Source organism: Antrihabitans stalactiti (assembly GCF_012932915.1).
Classification (GTDB): domain Bacteria; phylum Actinomycetota; class Actinomycetes; order Mycobacteriales; family Mycobacteriaceae; genus Antrihabitans; species Antrihabitans stalactiti.
Genome location: NZ_VCQU01000001.1, coordinates 709419 through 725972 on the forward strand (window position 1 = coordinate 709419; position 16554 = coordinate 725972).

The window sequence follows — 16554 nt, forward strand, 5'->3', positions numbered from 1 at the left end:
CTCGCACCGCCGGATTCGGATTCGCAGCGCCGCGACCGTCCTCCTCGAATCGCCAAGAACCAAGGAGTCGACATGAGCACTTCACCGACGCTGCGGCCGGTATCGGAAATCGACACCAGGCTCATCTTTCGGACCATTCACGGGTACCGTCGGGCCGTCCGCATCGCCGGCGACGGGCCGCCGCTGCTGCTGATCCACGGCATCAGCGACAACTCCGAAACGTGGAGCGATGTCATCCCGCATTTCGCGGCGAGCCACCGGGTGATCGCCCCGGACCTGCTGGGTCACGGACGCTCCGACAAACCGCGCGCGGACTATTCGGTGGCCGCCTACGCCAACGGGCTGCGTGATCTGCTGACCGTTCTGGGCGTCGAGCGCGCCACCATCGTCGGCCATTCCCTTGGTGGCGGCGTCGCCATGCAATTCGCGTACCAGTTTCCCCACCTGGTCGAGCGCCTGGTGCTAGTCGGAACAGCGGGCATTCGGGCCGACGTCCATCCAGTGTTTCGGCTCGCGTCGTTGCCTGGCGTCGCGTCCGTGTTGCAACTTCTCCAACTCCCCGGCGCCACGCCACTGCTCGGGTTGCTCGGGCGGCAAGCCGCAGCGCTGTATGCCGCGACCGGCGCATCCAGCGCGTCGATCATGCACGACGCCGTCGACGCGCTGCGTGTCCTGCAAGGGCAGAGCGACGTGATGGGGCACCGCGCTTTCGTCAAAACGCTGCGAGCAGGGGCGGATTGGCGTGGGCAGACCATTACGATTCTCGACCGGTGCTACCTCACCGAACACGTGCCGGTGCAGGTCGTCTGGGGCGCGCGAGACGCGGTCATACCGGTCAGTCACGCTCGGCTGGCACATGCGGCCATGCCAGGTTCGCGGCTCGAAATCTTCGACGACGCAGCCCACTTCCCTTTCCGGGACGATCCCCTTCGGTTCGTCCGACTCGTCGAGCAGTTCATCGATTCGACGCAGCCGGCCATGTTCGACGAATCGGTCTGGCGCGAATCCCTGGCCGAGGGGTTCGCGGTCGCGCAGGTGACCGGCGGCACTGCTGCGCGGATGGCGGTGCTCAACGCGCTCGGTTCGGCCGAGCGAAGCGCAACCTAGATCGAGGGCACCACTAGCCTGGAGCGGTGCAACTATCGAGCGTGGTCGAGGAACTGCCTGCAGGCGGCAGCGTCGAACCCGACTGGCTCTACGACACGTTCACCGCGTGGACCACCGAGCGCGGCCTCGCACTGTATCCCGCGCAGGACGAGGCGTTGATCGAACTTGTGTCCGGCGCGAACGTCATCCTTGCCACACCGACCGGCTCGGGTAAGTCGATGGTCGCTGTCGGAGCGCACTTCGCGGCCTTGGCGAAAGGGCAGCGAACGTTCTACACCGCGCCGATCAAAGCGCTGGTGAGCGAGAAGTTCTTTGCACTCTGCGAGATCTTCGGCGCGGACCGAGTAGGCATGATCACCGGTGACGCCTCGGTGAATCCGCTCGCCCCGATCATCTGTGCCACCGCCGAAATCCTGGCGAACCTCGCATTGCGCGAGGGTGCCGACGCCGACGTCGGCCAGGTCGTCATGGATGAATTCCATTACTACGCAGATCCCGACCGCGGCTGGGCATGGCAGGTTCCGCTGATCGAACTGCCGAAAGCGCAGTTTCTGCTGATGTCGGCGACGCTCGGGGACGTCGAATTCTTCGCCGACGATCTGCGCCGCCGGACCGGCCGACCGACCACAGTGGTCGAGGGCACCGAACGTCCGGTGCCGCTGAGCTATTCGTATGCACTGACCCCGATCGGGGAAACGATCGAGGAATTGGTGGGCACCCATCAGGCTCCGGTCTACGTCGTCCATTTCACCCAGGCCGCCGCACTGGAGCGCGCTCAGGCACTCACCAGCGTCAACTTCAGCAGCCGCGAAGAGAAAGACGCCATCGCGGACGCGTTGGGCGACTTCAGATTTGCGACCGGATTCGGCAAAACCCTGTCGCGACTGGTCCGGCACGGCATCGGTGTCCACCATGCGGGAATGCTGCCCAAATATCGTCGCCTGGTCGAGAAGCTCGCGCAGGACGGACTTTTGAAGGTCATCTGCGGCACCGACACGCTCGGCGTCGGCATCAACGTGCCGATCCGGACGGTCCTGCTGTCGGGGCTGACCAAGTACGACGGCGTCCGCACGCGGCAGCTGAAGGCACGCGAATTTCATCAGATCGCCGGCCGCGCAGGGCGAGCGGGGTTCGACACCATGGGCACCGTCGTCGTGCAGGCACCCGAGCACGAGGTCGAGAACGCCCGGCGCGTCGCCAAGGCAGGCGATGATCCGAAGAAGCTGAAACGCGTGCAACGCAGTAAACCGCCCGAGGGTTTCGTGTCATGGAGCAAGCAGACGTTCGAACGCATCGTTGCAGCGCCGCCGGAGCCGTTGACCTCGCGCTTCGCTGTGTCCAACTCGATGCTGCTCAACGTCATCGCGCGTCCGGGCAACTGCTTCGACGCGATGCGGCATCTGCTGGAAGACAATCACGAACCGCGCCCCGCACAGCGCCGCCACATCCTGCGGGCAATCCAGCTCTACCGCGGTCTGCGTAATGCCGGTGTGGTGCAACAACTTCCCGAACCGGACGCGACAGGTCGCCATGCGCAACTCACGGTCGACCTGCAGCGGGACTTCGCTCTCGACCAGCCCTTGTCACCGTTCGCCCTCGCCACGTTCGAATTGCTGGACCGCGAATCACCGACCTACACCATGGATGTCGTGTCGGTCATCGAGTCGACACTGGAGGATCCGCGGCAGCTCCTCATGGCACAGCAGCATGCCGCCCGCGGTGAGGCGATCGCGTCGATGAAGGCCGACGGCATCGAATACGACGAGCGAATGGAGCTTCTCGAAGAGGTCACCTGGCCGAAGCCGCTGTCCGACTTGCTGATTCCCGCGTTCGAGACCTATCGAGGCGGGCACCCCTGGTTGTCAGAGTTCGCGCCGTCCCCCAAGTCTGTGGTGCGTGACATGGTCGAACGGTCGATGACGTTCACCGAACTGATCGCACACTACGGGCTGACGCGGTCCGAGGGTCTGGTGCTGCGCTACCTCGCCGATGCCTACCGGGCTCTTCGCCGCACGGTCCCGGAGCAGGCACGGACCGAAGAGCTGACCGACATCACCGAGTGGCTGGGCGAGCTTGTGCGACAGGTCGATTCGAGCCTGCTCGACGAGTGGGAACAGCTGACGAACCCCGGCGCAGAAACCGACACGGACCAGATCGCCTTCGACTCCGCTGCACCACGCCCTATTTCGGCGAACGTGCGCGCCTTTCGGGTGCTCGTCCGCAATGCCGTCTTCCGGCGCGTCGAGCTTGCGGCCTTTCGCCGATGGGACGAGTTGCCCGACGACTTCCCCGAGCTCCTCGACCCGTATTTCGAGGAGTACGGAACGATCGGCACCGGCCCGAGTGCGCGCGGTCCGCAGCTGTTTCAACTGGAGCAGTCCCCGACGTCATGGACGGTGCGTCAGGTCCTCGACGATCCCGCGGGCGATCACGGTTGGTCGATCGATGCAGTCGTCGATGTTGCCGAATCGGACGCCGCAGGCGAGGTGGTCTTCGAGGACCTCACGGTCACCGCGGGCTGACGGCCAACGGGAACGGCTCGGCCCACGTTTCGGACTCCAGGTCCGCGACGTTGATCACCCCGGACAGCAGTCGATACCACCCGCAGCAAATGACCGCCTCCAGCAGCAGGTCGTCGCTCCACCGCTCGCGCAGTACCCGCATCGTCTCGTCGCTGATCGACGTGGTCTCGTGGAGCTCGTCGGCAAGCCGCAGCACGGCGCGGTCGTGTTCGTCGTCCCATACGTCGTCGTCCGGGGAACCAACCGCGGTCGAACGGATTTGAGCCTCGCTCAGTCCGACCTGGGGTCGCGCGAACGACGTCACGTGTACGCCCCACTCATAACCCGCACCTGAGCGAGCGGTGGTGCGCGCGATGAGCAGCTCGCGTTCCCGGACGGTCAGGCGTGGTTTGCCGAGCAGCCCCGCACCGAGAGGCCGCATACGACCGAACAGATCACTGTGAATCGCGAGCACGCGGAACAACGCGAGCGGTTCGATGCCGTCGTTTCCCGGCGGCATCCATTTCGACAACATGTCCGTGACAGCGGGCTCGTAAGGGGGCTCGACCGGAGCGATTCTGACCATCGTTCTGACCTTTCGTTGCGCTACTGTTTCAGTAGCATCCACGGTAACGCTACTATTTCCGTAGCACAAGGGAGGAGACGATCGTGGCGACAGAAGAGCGCGCGCACGGCCGGGCGGTGACCGAGGTGTTCGAGTTACTCGGCAAGCGTTGGCAGTTGCGGATCATCTGGGAGTTGCGCACCGGCGCAGCAACGTTTCGTGAACTGCAGCAACGGTGCGACGGCGTGTCGCCGAGCGTGCTCGCCGCGCGCCTGCAAGAGCTGCGCGACGCAGCGATCATCGAGCACGACGACGGCTACCGCCTCACTGCGGCAGGGGACGACCTACTGACGGTGTATCAGCCGATATCCGACTGGACCCGAAAATGGCGGTCGCCGGAGCCGTAGCCCGCAGCAGTTCGGCTACCAGTTCGTAGTCCTGACGACGGGCGCTCGATCCACGGAACGCGAGGCCGATCGTCCGCCCCGGGACCGGCTCGGCGAATCGACCGATCGCCAGCCCCGCACCCGCGATCGCCCCGACCGACATCTCCGGAACCAAGGCCACACCGAGCCCGCCGGCGACGCATTGCAGCAGGGTGGTCAACGAGTTCACCCGCGAACTTCCGACGGTGTCGGGGTGCGCCTCGACCGATCGGCACAGCTCCAACGTCTGGTCCCGCAAGCAATGACCCTCTTCGAGCAGCAGCAACCCGAACTCACCGAGCACGTCGATCGGCAGCTCGGTCTTGCCCGACAAGACATGAGCCTGCGGCACCACCAGTACGAAATTCTCACGGTAGAGGGGAATTTCGATCAGTCCGTGCGAGTCGGCGGGCACAACCACGGTCGCGAGGTCGAGCGCACCCGCACGAAGGTCGTCGAGCAGTCGTGCCGTTTGGTCTTCGACAACCTGCAACGCGAGTCCAGGCACATTTTCCCGCAACGCGGGCAACAACTCGGGCAACACGTAAGGCCCGATGGTCGGTATGAAGCCGATGCGGATCCGGCCGGTCAGGCTGTTGCCGACGCCAGCCGCGGCCGAGAAGAACCGGTCCGCAGCCTCGACAGTCGCCAGTGCATCCGGCAACAGATGCTTGCCCGCGGTCGTCACCAGCACCTTTCGCGTGCTGCGTTCGATCAATTGGACGCCGAGGGCATGTTCCAAGGACGCCAACGCCTGAGACAGCGTCGGTTGGCTCACGTTCAGACGCGTCGCGGCAGTTCCGAAATGCCGGTACTCGGCGACAGCGACGAACGCGCGCACCTGAGACAACGTCGGTTGATGCGCTTGGTCCGACATACCGATAAGACTACGACGCCTGTTGCGTCGTGCCTGTCGTTTCGCATTTCCAGTAACCTGCCGACATGGGAGTCGAGGTCAACGTCGTACGCGTATTCACCGATCCGACAGGAGAGTTCGGCAATATCCTCGGAATAATCGATGCCGCAGCGGTCCCGGAAGACCAAAGACTCTCCGTAGCAAAACATCTCGGCTACAGCGAGACCGTCTTCGTCGAGCTCGCCGCCCTCGGTTCCACGGTCCGGGCGCAAATTTTCACTCCCGCAACCGAACTGGCCTTCGCCGGCCATCCCACGGTCGGGCTCGGCTGGTGGTTGAGCGAAAGGGGCACACCGGTCGAAAGCCTCGAAGTGCCCGCGGGCCTCGTTGCGGTGACGCGGACGAACGGTCTGACGAAGGTTCGCGCCCGCGCTGAGTGGGCTGCCGAAGCCACCTTCCTCGACCTGCCGACCGCTGACGACGTCGTCGCGCTGGATCCCGACTCCTTCACCGACGGCCACCACTATGCATGGGCATGGTCGGACGAATCGGCAGGCGCGATCCGCTCACGAATGTTCGCCCCGAACCTCGGGATTCGCGAAGACGAGGCCACCGGTGCCGACGCGGTCCGTATCACGTCGCGCCTGCAGCGCGACCTCGTGATCACGCAAGGTCGGGGCTCGCAGATCTTCACGACCTACAACGGCGACGGCTGGGTCACCATCGGCGGCCGGACCGTGCCGGAGCGGACCTTCACCCTCTAACCCCGTGCGCGCGTCTCACCCCTGCAAGGGTGAAATTCGCGCACGGTTCTACGAGGCGCGCAGCGCCCGACGGACCGCCGCCGCCATCTCGGCGACCTGCTCGTCGGTCATCACGAACGACGGCGAGAACTGCAACGCGCCCACACCGGCAGCCCGGCCGGACACGCCGTGCTCACGGAGGGTCTTCACGAACGGCAGCGCCTCGGCGGGGTCGGCAAGCTGCACAGCCGCGACCGCACCGATCCCGCTACGGACCTCCTGCACCCGAGGCTCGTCGGCCAGCGGCGAAAGATGTTCGTGCAGTGACGCTTCCAGCCGCTTCGACTCGACCAGCAAGTCCTCGCGCTCCATGATGTCGAGCGTGGCCATCGCGGCAGCCGCGGCACCGGCGTGACCGCCGTAGGTGTAGCCGTGGCGCCACCACACTCCCCCGGCGAAGAAAGGTTCCGCGATGTGCGGCGCGATGAAGACAGCACCCATCGGCACATATCCGGACGTCAGACCTTTCGCCGTGGTCATGATGTCGGGCTGCAGGTCGAATCGCGACGACGCGAACCAGGATCCACCGATTCGACCGAAACCGGTCACGACCTCGTCGGCGACGAACAAGACGTCGTGATCGCGGCAGATCTGGCGGACCTCGGCGAGGTAGCCCTCGGGCGGCAGGTAGACCCCGCCAGCACCGATGATCGGTTCGGCGAAGAACGCCGCGATGTTGTCGGCCCCGATCTCCTCGATCAGCGCGAGCAGGCTCTTCGCGTCGTCCCACGCCACGGTCCGCGCGTCGGCCATCAATTCGCCGTAGCCCTCGCGGTTCGGCGGGATGCCCGCCAACGCCGTGCCCGCGACGTGCATGCCGTGGTAGGCCTTCTGTCTGCCGACGATGATTCGCTTCGACGGCTTGCCGACCTCACCCCAGTACCGCCTGGCCAACTTTGCCGCGGTGTCGATCGAATCCGAGCCTCCGGAAGTGAAGAACACCTTGCTTCCCGCAACCGGCGCGATGGCGCCCAGCCGCTCGGCAAGCGCGAGCGTCACCTCGGGGACGAAGTCGCCGAAGTTCGAATAGTGGGCCACTTTCGCGAGCTGATCGGCGACCGCGTCAGCGATTTCACGCCTGCCGTGGCCGACGTTCGCGAACCACAACCCTGCGGTGGCGTCGAGATACCTGGTCCCTGCGGAATCCCAGATGTAGGCGCCTTCGCCACGTGCGATGACGAACGCGCCCTTCTCGACGGCCCCCATATCGGCAAATCCGTGCCACAGCGAACCCATGTCGCGACCCCTTCGCAAGCCTGACGATCTGTGTGGCGACTATCCCATGTCGCCGGTCGCGCGCGAAGGTCGGCCGTCTCCTTCGATACCCTGGACCTGCCATGACCAGGACATCGAACGCACCGGAGCTACGCGCGAGACTGGCGGCACTCACTTTCCGCGACGAGCATCGGCTGCGCAGGCAAGTCGACCGCGCGGCCACCCCGGACGCGATCGAGAAGGTCGAACGCGACATCGCCGCTGCCGAAGTGCGCGTCGCCAACCGGCGGGCGTCCGTGCCTGTGATCCGCTATCCCGAAGCATTGCCTGTCACCGCACGTCGAGAAGACATCGCTGCGGCGATCGCCGCACACCAGGTGGTCGTCGTCGCAGGCGAAACCGGCTCGGGCAAGACGACGCAGATTCCGAAGATCTGTCTGGAGCTAGGCCGGGGCATTCGCGGAACCATCGGCCACACCCAGCCGCGGCGGATCGCCGCCCGCACGGTCGCCGAGCGGATCGCCGAAGAACTCGACACCGAACTCGGTGACGTCGTCGGCTACACAGTGCGGTTCACCGACCACGCGTCGGAGGGCACCCTCGTCAAATTGATGACGGACGGCATTCTGCTCGCCGAGATTCAAAGAGATCGGCTGCTGCGCCGCTACGACACGCTGATCATCGACGAAGCGCACGAACGCAGCCTCAATATCGACTTCCTGCTCGGGTATCTGCAGCAGCTGCTGCCGCGCCGACCTGACCTCAAGGTGATCATCACCTCGGCGACCATCGATCCCGAGCTGTTCGCCCGGCACTTCGCTCGCAACGGCGTACCAGCGCCCATCGTCGAGGTATCCGGGCGGTCGTACCCCGTCGAGATCCGGTACCGACCGCTGACCGTCGAGACGAGTACCGAAACGATCGATCGCGATCCCGTCGACGCGGTGTGCGATGCGGTCGTCGAGTTGTTCGCGGCAGGCGACGGCGACGTGCTCGTCTTCCTGTCCGGTGAACGTGAAATCCGAGACACCGCCGATGCATTGAACGATCTGAAGCTCGCCCGCACCGAGGTCGTACCGCTCTACGCACGCTTGTCTGCGGCCGAACAGCATCGCGTCTTCACCGGTCATACGGGTCGGCGCGTCGTACTGGCGACCAACGTTGCAGAGACGTCACTGACCGTGCCGGGCATCCGCTACGTCGTCGATCCCGGAACCGCCCGAATTTCGCGGTACTCCCAGCGAACCAAGGTCCAGCGGCTGCCGATCGAGCCCATCTCGCAGGCCTCGGCACGACAACGGTCCGGGCGGTGCGGGCGCGTCGCCGACGGCATCTGCATCCGGCTGTATTCCGAGGACGACTTCGACGCTCGCCCACAGTTCACCGAGCCGGAGATCCTTCGCACCAACCTGGCTGCCGTCATCCTGCAGATGACCGCACTCGGCCTCGGCGAGATCGAGAAGTTCCCGTTCGTCGAGCCGCCCGACAACCGCAGCATCCGCGATGGCGTTGCGCTGCTCGAAGAATTGGGCGCCATCACCACGACCAACGGTCTCGCGCTGACCAAGGTCGGTCGCGAACTCGCCCAGCTGCCCGTGGATCCGCGGATGGCACGCATGCTCGCCGAGGCACACAAAGTTGCGTGTCTGAAAGAGATGCTCATCATCGTCTCGGCGTTGGCGATTCCGGACGTCCGCGAGCGACCGTCGGAGCACCAGCAAGCCGCTGACACGTCGCACGCACGGTTCAACGTCGAAAACTCGGACTTCCTCGCCTTTTCCCGGCTGTGGGACTACCTCGCCGAGCAACGCCATTCGTTGTCGTCGAGCCAGTTTCGGCGAATGTGCAAGTCGGAATTCCTGCACTGGTTACGCATTCGCGAATGGCAGGACCTGCACGGCCAGCTCCGCACGATCACGCGCGGACTCGGCTGGGACGAGAACTCCACGCCCGCAGGCGACAACGCTGTGCATCAGGCGCTGCTGGCTGGGCTGCTGTCCCACATCGGACTGCGCGACGCCGAGACCCGCGATTTCCTCGGTGCCCGCGGCGCGAAATTCGCGATATTTCCCGGCTCGTCGTTGTTCAAGAAGCCGCCGCGGTGGGTTATGGCCGCGGAATTGGTCGAGACGTCGCGACTGTGGGGCCGGATGGCCGGGCGCATCGAGCCGGAATGGGCGGAAAGGCTTGCGCCACATCTGATCAAGAAGACCTATTCCGAACCGCATTGGTCGAGCAAACGCGGCTCGGCGATGGCCTACGAGCGGGTGACGCTCTACGGCATCCCGTTGGTGACTAATCGGCCGGTCGGTTACGGCCAGATCGATCCCGAAGCGTCGCGCGAGCTGTTCATTCGACATGCCCTGGTGCAAGGCGAGTGGCGGACGAACCACGAGTTCTTCCGCCGCAACGTCGCGTTGCTCGACGACCTCGAAGGTCTCGAACACCGTGCTCGCCGACGCGACATCGTTGTCGACGACGAGACACTGTTCGCGTTCTACGACGAACGAATCGGACCCCAGGTCGTCTCGGCGCAGCATTTCGACACGTGGTGGAAGAAGACGCGCCGCACACAACCGACCCTGCTCGATTTCACTCCCGAGGCGGTCCTCCACGAATCGGCTGCACCGGTTCTGAGCGGCGACTACCCGGACGCGTGGCGACAGGGTGAATTGCAGTTCGGCCTCACCTACCAATTCGAGCCGGGCGCCGCCGACGACGGCGTGACCGTGCGTATTCCGGTCGCGCAGCTCGCGCGCGTGCAAGGAGTCGGCTTCGACTGGTCGGTGCCCGGCATGCGCGAGGAGTTGGTGACCGCGCTCATCAAGACCCTCCCGAAACACCTGCGCCGCAACGTTGTTCCTGCGCCGGACTTTGCTCGCGCGGCACTTGCGGCCGTTCGGCCGCGGTCGGAACCGCTGGTCAACGCCATCGCTCGGGAGCTGACTCGCCTCGCGGGCTCCCCCATCGCGCCCGCCGACTTCGACGTCGCCGCGCTGCCGGACCACGTCCGGATGACCTTCGCCGCGATCGACGCCTCGGGAAAGATCGTCGGCAGCTCGAAAGACCTGACCGCGCTGCGTCGACAGCTGGCCACCGAGGTCGCCACCGCGGTCGCGCGTGCAGCTGACGGGGTCGAACGCGCGCCGGCGTCGACCTGGACCGCCGACACGCTCGGGACGATCGCCGACACGATCACCCGCGATGTCGGTGGCCAACGGGTGACCGGTTATCCAGCGCTGGTTCCTGAACGCACTGGCGTGGCTGTTCGGGTGCTGAGCACGCCTGGTGAACAGGCCGCGTCGATGCGGGCCGGCACCCGCGCCCTGATTCTTGCTGCGGTGCCGACTCCCGCGAAGCAGCTCACAGCCGGACTGTCGCCCTCCGCCCGAGTCGTCTTGAGCCAGAACCCGCATGGATCAATCGACGCGCTGATCGACGACTGCCGAGCATGCGCCGTCGATGAATTGCTCAGCGCCGCCCGTGGACCCGTGCGCTCCCCCGAGCGATTCGCTGAGCTCGTCGCCACAATTCGACCGCAACTGTTTCCCGCGGTGAGCGAACTGGTCCGGGCGGTCGTTCCGATCCTGACCAAGGCGGGCGAGCTGCGAAGTCGGCTCGACGGAGCGCGAGGCGAGCCGGCCGACGACGTCGCCGATCAGTTGAAGAACTTGGTGTTCGCCGGTTTCGTCACTGATCTCGGCCGCGCTCGACTGCGTGAGCTGCCGAGATATTTGGACGGTGCAATCGCGCGCCTGGACGCCTTGCCCGCAAGCGCGGACCGCGACCGTGCCGGAATGGTTGTGCTGGACCGGGTATACGCCGCCTACGACCGATTGCTCGAGGCGCTGCCGGAAGCCCGGCGCAGCTCTGCGAGCGTGGTCGAAATATCGTGGATGATCGAGGAACTGAGAATCAGCTTGTTCGCGCAGCGGCTCGGGACGCCGTATCCGATCTCGGCGAAACGCATCGAGCGTGCGATCGCCGAAGCCGGCCGCTGACTTACCAGCTACCGCAACGCTATTCGATAGGCGCGGATGCCCGGTGGGCCCGCAGATCTTCGATTTCGCGCTCGAAGTCGTCGGCCGAACTGAACGACCGATAGACCGAGGCAAATCGGAGATAGGCGACCTCGTCGAGATCACGCAACGGACCGAGGATGGCCAATCCGACTTCATGACTGGGAATCTCGGCCGACCCTGACGCGCGAACTGTGTCTTCGACTTGCTGTGCAAGGAGATTGAGCGCGTCGTTGTCGACCTGCCGGCCCTGACATGCCCGCTTGACGCCTCGCATGACCTTCTCGCGACTGAACGGTTCGGTGACGCCACTTCGCTTGACCACCGCAAGCACTGCAGTCTCGACCGTGGTGAACCGCCTACCGCAGTTGGGGCAAGACCGTCGTCTCCGAATCGCGGCGCCTTCTTCTGCCTCTCGTGAATCGACGACTCTGGAATCAGGGTGTCGACAGAATGGGCAGTGCATGCCGAGTCCTTCTTCGATGCCGACATGCTCGCGACCGACCAGCGCAACCGCTCGGGAGCCGTCGAACAACAACTCACGAAGCGGAACAGCGAAGTCGACGCGACCACTCGGCGTGGCGTGACCAACAGGATCCGAGGATACCCGTCCGACTGCCAACCCATCGCGAACGCCCACAAGCAGTGGCGCGAGCCCAGACCTGGCCTGGGCCAATGACTCGAACATGGCCGACCCACGAACTACTGGGCGACCGTGGCCGGTGTGATGAGCGACTGCCCCGGCGCGACACTCGCGGTCGACATTGCATTCAGATCGAGAATCCGTGCAACTGTCTGGTCGACCGGCAGATCCGGCGCAACACGGGCTGCGACGTCGGACAACGACTCGCCTTCCTGCACCTGGACGACCACAGTGTCTGCGGGACCGTCGGTGAGCGCACCGGTCTTCATATTCCACAGACCGGCTAGACCGCACACGACCAGCGCACTGAGCAACGCGGTGGCAACTGCGACACCGAAGCCATGCCCGGTTCCGACCGCGCTGCGATGCGGCGCGGTCGAAAAACCGTCGCTGTGGTGGCCGTATTCGACAAGCCCGTTCGCGGGCCTGCTGAAATCCCGGCTGCGAGTGCGTGTTCGGGCAGGCGCCGTGGTGTCGATGTCGCGGTACTCGTGCGTTGCGATGCTCATCGCGTCCTCCGATAGTCCGTCTAGTGTTCGATCAAGCGTTCGATGAACGCCTGTTCGAATTTTCTACCACGGCCCACCGACAAAGTCTCTAGATTCGCGACACGTGTCGAACAGGTGTTTGAAACAGTCGGTGGATCGCGCTAGATTCAACACCGACACACCGAGGTCGGCGAGCACCGGCGCAAGGGCCGGGATTTCGCTCGGGATTTCGCTCAACGCGAGCAAGCCAACTGGGAGGACGGTCGACGAAAATGAAGGACGGACACCAATGAGCGACGACAACCACGACGGGCCGGATATCGCGTCCGGTCTCACCGATCGGCAGCGCAAGGTTCTCGAGGTCATCCGGGCATCGGTCAACGAGCGTGGCTACCCGCCCAGCATCCGCGAGATCGGCGACGCGGTCGGATTGACGTCGACGTCGTCGGTCGCACACCAGCTGCGCACGTTGGAGCGCAAGGGATTTCTGCGTCGCGACCCCAATCGGCCGCGCGCCGTCGATGTTCGCGGACTCGACGAATCGTTCGGCCCGCCGCCGCACGACGATTCACAACCACCGTCCGCCGAACACGACGAGCTGCCGACGCCGACGTTCGTGCCGGTGCTCGGTCGCATCGCCGCCGGCGGGCCGATCCTCGCCGAACAAGCCGTGGAAGACGTCTTCCCGCTCCCCCGCGAACTCGTCGGCGACGGGTCATTGTTCCTGCTGAAGGTGGTCGGTGAGTCGATGATCGATGCCGCGATCTGCGACGACGACTGGGTGGTCGTCAGGCAGCAGAACGTCGCGGACAACGGTGACATCGTCGCTGCGATGATCGAGGGCGAAGCCACGGTCAAGACCTTCAAGAAGTCCGGCAAGCAGGTGTGGCTGCTACCCCACAACCCGCTCTTCGAACCGATCAACGGCAACAACGCGGCAATCCTCGGAAAGGTGGTCACCGTCATCCGCAAGCTGTGACGCTGCCCGACGCTCGCGCTCAGGCCAGGTTCAGGCCCCTGCCGATGATTTCCTTCATGATCTCGGTGGTGCCGCCGTAAATGGTCTGCACGCGGGCGTCCATGTACGCCTTGGCAATCGGGTATTCCTTCATGTACCCGTAGCCGCCGTGCAACTGCAGGCAGCGGTCGATCAGCTTGACCTGTGCCTCCGAGCTCCACATCTTCGCCATGGCGGCTTCCTGCACGGTCAGCTTGTCTGCGTTGAGCAGCTCGATGCACTTGTCGACAAAGACGCGCACGATCGTCGTCTCGGTCGCCAGCTCGGCGAGCACGAATCGGGTGTTCTGGAGCGCGCCGATCGGCTTTCCGAATGCTTTGCGGTCGCGGCAGTACTGGATGGTCGTCTCGAGTGATGCTTCCATCGCGGCGATTGCCATGACAGCGATGGACAACCGCTCTTGGGGCAGGTTCTGCATCAGGTGGATGAAGCCCATCCCCTCCTGGCCGAGCAGGTTTGCCGCCGGTACTCGAACATCGGTGAAGTTGAGTTCGGCGGTGTCCTGGGCAACAAGGCCGATCTTGTCGAGGTGACGCCCCCGTTCGAAGCCGGCCATCCCGCGCTCGACCACGAACAAGCTGAAGCCCTGCGCTCCCTTGTCAGGATCGGTCTTCGCGACCACGATCACGAGGTCGGAATTGATGCCGTTGGTGATGAAGGTCTTCGATCCGTTGATCACCCAGTCGTCGCCGTCACGAACCGCGCGAGTTTTGATTCCCTGCAGGTCACTGCCTGTGCCAGGCTCGGTCATGGCGATTGCGCTGATCAGTTCGCCACTCGCGAAACCGGGCAGCCAGCGCTGTTTCTGCTCGTCGTTGCACAGGTCGATGAAGTACGGCGCACACACGTCGTTGTGCAGGGTGAAGCCCAATCCGCTGTAACGACCCTTTGTCGTCTCCTCGGTGATGACCGCGTTGTAGCGGAAGTCCTTGACACCGCCGCCACCGTATTCCTCGGGGACAGCCATCCCGAGGAAGCCCTCTTTCCCTGCTTCCAGCCACACGTCACGGTCGACGATGTGCTGTTCTTCCCACTTGTCGTGGTTCGGGGCGACGTGCTGCTCCAAGAACTTTCGGTACGACTCGCGGAACAGATCGTGTTCGGGCTCGAAAAGGGTGCGCTCCATTGCGGCTCCTGAATATTGGTGTTGGCACGTTGCCAACGAGAATACCCGTCAGCCCAGGATGCCCGTCGCGACCGCCCTCGCTTGCGTCGGGTCGTCGGTAGCGAGCACCGCTTCCGCGGCGCGCCGACACTCGTCGAACGTCACAGACGCCACCCGCGCGCCGACGGACCCTACTGCGGCAGCCGCACACGACAACGAAGTGATACCCAAACCGACGAGCACGCAGGCCAAAACTGGATCGGCAGCGGCCTCGCCGCACACTCCGACCGGCTTGCCCACCGCCGCACCCGCCGCAGCGGTTCGCGCAACGAGCGCGAGTACTGCCGGCTGCCAAGGGTCGGTCAACGCTGCGAGATCAGCCGACTGACGGTCCGCGGCCATTGTGTACTGGGCAAGGTCGTTGGTACCGATCGACAGGAAGTCCACGTGGGACAGGATCCGTTCCGCCAGCAGCGCCGCGGAGGGAACTTCGATCATCACGCCCGGCGACAATCCGCGCGACCGCACCTTCGCCGCAAACGACGCCGCCTCGGCCGGGGTCGCGATCATCGGTGCCATCACCCACGGTGCGGTGCCGGTCGCGGCAGCGGCCTGCGCAATCGCGTCAAGCTGGCGATCGAGAATCCCGCTGTCGTGCATGGCGATTCGAATGCCGCGCACACCGAGGGCTGGGTTCGGCTCGTCGGGGTGGCTCGCGAATCGCAGCGGCTTGTCGGACCCAGCATCCAGCGTACGAATGACGACCTTCCGGCCGCCGAACGCGTCGAGCACTGCTTCGTAGATCGTCGCCTGCTCGTCGACAGTCGGTTCGGTATCGCGGTCGAGGAAGCACAATTCGGTGCGAAAGAGTCCGACTCCCCCGGCAGCAGTCTGGCTGGCCGCTTGCGCCCCAGCCCCGTCCTGCACGTTCGCGAGGATGTCGACGCGACGTCCATCGCTCGTCGCGCCCGGACCCGACCAGCGCGCCGAAGCCTGCGCGTTCACTCGATACGCGGCGACGGCTGCGGCAGCAGCTTGCGGGTCCGGGGCCACCTGGACCTCGCCCGTCGTACCGTCGACCAGCACAGCCGCACCTGCAGGAACGTCGTCGAGTCCGTCTACGGCGACGATGCACGGAATGCCCAGCTGACGAGCGATGATCGCGGTATGGCTCGTCGGCCCGCCGCGTGAGGTCGCCAGACCGAGGATGAGCGACGCGTCCAACCCAGCGGTATCTGCGGGGGCCAGGTCGTCGGCAAGCAAGATCGAGGGTTCATCGGGTATCGGGATGCCGGGCTCGGGAGCACCTGCGAGTTCGGCGATGACGCGATCTCGGACATCGTGCAGGTCGGTGACCCGCTCGGCCATCAGCCCACCGAGTTTGGTGAACATCGTGGCGAATTTCTCGGTCGCGCCGGCCGCGGCGGCCGCAGCCGGAGTTCCCGCGTCGATGAGTTTCTCGGCAGCACGCAACCAACCACGGTCCTGGGCCATCGCTGCATTGGCGGCCAGCACCTCGGCGGCTGCGCCACTCGCGTGGCCTGCTCGTTCCTTCAACCGCGCAGCCACGGCCGACGTGGCGCGCGTGAATTCCTCACGCTGAGCGGATCGAAGGGCTTCGGCAACAGGGCGGATATCGATATCCAGCACGGGACGCACACCCGGCCGGATCGCCCTCGCGTAGCCGACGCCGGGGACCACTGGGGTGCCGCGCAACACCGTGAGCGCTATATCCCGGACCGAATGTGTCATGTGAGCTCCTCGTCACGTCTTGTGCCTTACGTGACCTAGCTTACTCAAAATTCTTGA

At 65.0% G+C, this 16554-nt stretch carries 13 protein-coding genes; 6 read left to right on the forward strand and 7 right to left on the reverse strand.

The window, feature by feature from the left end; genetic code table 11:
* The first annotated feature begins 72 nt into the window (after window positions 1-72).
* Together FGL95_RS03515 and FGL95_RS03520 are read left to right on the forward strand one after the other, a co-directional pair.
* Window positions 73-1107 carry an alpha/beta fold hydrolase gene (locus FGL95_RS03515; protein WP_169584788.1) on the forward strand — a complete coding sequence of 345 codons (1035 nt, stop codon included), beginning with the start codon at window positions 73-75 and terminating at the stop codon, window positions 1105-1107.
* 41 nt (window positions 1108-1148) lie between these two features.
* The gene (locus tag FGL95_RS03520) at window positions 1149-3629 is read left to right on the forward strand and encodes a DEAD/DEAH box helicase (RefSeq protein ID WP_420838021.1); all 2481 of its coding nucleotides are present in this window, start codon (window positions 1149-1151) and stop codon (window positions 3627-3629) included.
* Here FGL95_RS03520 and FGL95_RS03525 read toward each other — a convergent pair.
* Window positions 3616-4194, reverse strand: coding sequence for a carboxymuconolactone decarboxylase family protein (locus FGL95_RS03525; protein WP_169584790.1), 579 nt, complete (start codon window positions 4192-4194; stop codon window positions 3616-3618). The two genes, FGL95_RS03520 and FGL95_RS03525, sit on opposite strands and share 14 nt — an antisense overlap.
* A gap of 83 nt (window positions 4195-4277) precedes the next feature.
* Between FGL95_RS03525 and FGL95_RS03530 the strand changes: the two genes are divergently transcribed.
* Window positions 4278-4580, forward strand: a complete 303-nt coding sequence (locus FGL95_RS03530; RefSeq protein ID WP_206071411.1) for a winged helix-turn-helix transcriptional regulator — start codon at window positions 4278-4280, stop codon at window positions 4578-4580.
* Here FGL95_RS03530 and FGL95_RS03535 read toward each other — a convergent pair.
* On the reverse strand, window positions 4498-5475 hold the full coding sequence (locus tag FGL95_RS03535; protein WP_169584791.1) for a LysR substrate-binding domain-containing protein: 978 nt from the start codon (window positions 5473-5475) through the stop codon (window positions 4498-4500). The two genes, FGL95_RS03530 and FGL95_RS03535, sit on opposite strands and share 83 nt — an antisense overlap.
* A gap of 65 nt (window positions 5476-5540) precedes the next feature.
* Here FGL95_RS03535 and FGL95_RS03540 point away from each other — a divergent pair, with 65 nt between their 5' ends.
* The gene (locus FGL95_RS03540) at window positions 5541-6218 is read left to right on the forward strand and encodes a PhzF family phenazine biosynthesis protein (RefSeq protein ID WP_169584792.1); all 678 of its coding nucleotides are present in this window, start codon (window positions 5541-5543) and stop codon (window positions 6216-6218) included.
* 48 nt (window positions 6219-6266) lie between these two features.
* Here FGL95_RS03540 and FGL95_RS03545 read toward each other — a convergent pair whose 3' ends face one another.
* Window positions 6267-7493 carry an aminotransferase family protein gene (locus FGL95_RS03545; protein WP_169584793.1) on the reverse strand — a complete coding sequence of 409 codons (1227 nt, stop codon included), beginning with the start codon at window positions 7491-7493 and terminating at the stop codon, window positions 6267-6269.
* 101 nt (window positions 7494-7594) lie between these two features.
* Between FGL95_RS03545 and hrpA the strand changes: the two genes are divergently transcribed.
* The gene (gene hrpA, locus FGL95_RS03550; protein WP_169584794.1) at window positions 7595-11473 is read left to right on the forward strand and encodes an ATP-dependent RNA helicase HrpA; all 3879 of its coding nucleotides are present in this window, start codon (window positions 7595-7597) and stop codon (window positions 11471-11473) included.
* A 19-nt stretch (window positions 11474-11492) separates the two neighbouring features.
* Here the strand turns inward: hrpA and nrdR are convergent, their stop codons facing one another.
* Entirely contained in the window at window positions 11493-11957 is a 465-nt protein-coding gene (nrdR, locus tag FGL95_RS03555) for a transcriptional regulator NrdR (protein ID WP_169585217.1), read from the reverse strand.
* Window positions 11958-12193: 236 nt separating this feature from the next.
* The gene (locus FGL95_RS03560; protein WP_169584795.1) at window positions 12194-12643 is read right to left on the reverse strand and encodes a LysM peptidoglycan-binding domain-containing protein; all 450 of its coding nucleotides are present in this window, start codon (window positions 12641-12643) and stop codon (window positions 12194-12196) included.
* Between the two features lie 268 nt (window positions 12644-12911).
* Between FGL95_RS03560 and lexA the strand changes: the two genes are divergently transcribed.
* A complete protein-coding gene (gene lexA / locus FGL95_RS03565) occupies window positions 12912-13601 on the forward strand; it encodes a transcriptional repressor LexA (protein ID WP_169584796.1) in 690 nt (229 codons plus the stop codon).
* A 19-nt stretch (window positions 13602-13620) separates the two neighbouring features.
* Here lexA and FGL95_RS03570 read toward each other — a convergent pair whose 3' ends face one another.
* Both FGL95_RS03570 and ptsP read right to left on the reverse strand, forming a co-directional pair.
* Window positions 13621-14766, reverse strand: a complete 1146-nt coding sequence (locus tag FGL95_RS03570; protein ID WP_169584797.1) for an acyl-CoA dehydrogenase family protein — start codon at window positions 14764-14766, stop codon at window positions 13621-13623.
* Window positions 14767-14814: 48 nt separating this feature from the next.
* Entirely contained in the window at window positions 14815-16497 is a 1683-nt protein-coding gene (gene ptsP, locus FGL95_RS03575) for a phosphoenolpyruvate--protein phosphotransferase (protein WP_169584798.1), read from the reverse strand.
* Between the last annotated feature and the right edge of the window lie 57 nt (window positions 16498-16554).